We start from the raw sequence: 1,014 nt of genomic DNA, 5'->3' as shown, positions 1-1,014 counted from the left end.
GCACCCCGTCACCTATCGTTGCAAGTGGGGCTAGCGTGGCAAAGCCGAGGGCGGGGTCAGCCGCAACGCTTGGTTCGGCGCTATTGCCTGCCGGGTCGGGACACACCCTTGTCATCGACCGCATCGGAGAAGTCCGGCCGGGCCGACAACTTGACCGGCAGTTTGTTTTCGGCCACCAGCTCGATCACCTTCATGGCATTCGGGTGCGGCTCGCCGGATGGGTTCGCCCGATGATACCAAACAGTTCCCCCAGTTCGCTTGAGGTCGGCGAACTTCGCCGCCAACTGCTCAAGCGTAACGGGCTGGCCATCGGCGGCAATGTCACCGCCGGCCGTGACCGTGACGCGAATAACATTCATTCCCTGCACGGCAGGCTTCCCTGTTTGAGCGGGACCGGCGGGAATTGGGGCCACCGGGTCTCGCTGGCACCCCGCGAGAACAAAAACCGCCACGGGAATGGCCACAACAACACTTCGCATCTGCCGCACTTTCTTGCCGAACGCTCAAGTTCAGGCGCCGGGGCCGGAGAACCTGTAACCAATTAACGACGATTCAGGCCCCGATCACCTGCAACGTTTTGTTCGGCGTTTCGCTACACCCAAGACAAGGATAACACCCCGGACTCTGAAGGCGGCTCCTCAATCAGCGCCCTGACCCCGCCGACCCACACGATCAGCGGCAACTGCGGGGCTGACCCGAGCGAGGCCGCGAACCGCCCTGACGGTGGAACAGCCGGCATCCACGCCCCGACGCAGCCGAATCGGTGATGTTGGGGATCCTTGAGCGACCCGACCGACTGTCCTTCCCAAACCACCGGCCACAGGTCACCCATCTCCTTGGGCGGTGTTTCCGGCTCGCGGCCGTGGCCCGCCGCCCACGCTCGCTCGGAGATCGGCCCCCAACGAGCGATGTACTGCGACTCACTCGGCCGGTCCCCGGCGAAGAGCCGAAACAGCCCCTCCAATGCCAGCTTCGCCCTCGCGGCGGCAACGGCGTCGCCGGGCGGCGAGCCGA

General features: G+C 65.1%; 2 protein-coding genes. Both read right to left on the bottom strand.

Annotated features, from left to right (window positions below; all coding sequences use genetic code 11):
• Positions 1-80: 80 nt before the first annotated feature.
• Positions 81-479, bottom strand: coding sequence for a hypothetical protein (locus tag BGIM_RS0100665; RefSeq protein WP_020467911.1), 399 nt, complete (start codon positions 477-479; stop codon positions 81-83).
• Positions 480-592: 113 nt separating this feature from the next.
• On the bottom strand, positions 593-1,014 hold a 422-nt coding region (locus BGIM_RS47930; protein WP_040887435.1), incomplete at its 5' end, for a hypothetical protein.

It is taken from the genome of Zavarzinella formosa DSM 19928 (assembly GCF_000255705.1).
GTDB lineage: Bacteria > Planctomycetota > Planctomycetia > Gemmatales > Gemmataceae > Zavarzinella > Zavarzinella formosa.
This window is presented reverse-complemented; position numbering and strand designations above follow the sequence as displayed.

Bases quoted from the DNA above. Each gene is read 5' to 3' on its own strand.
- BGIM_RS0100665 (WP_020467911.1), bottom strand. From the start codon at position 479: ATGCGAAGTGTTGTTGTGGCCATTCCCGTGGCGGTTTTTGTTCTCGCG.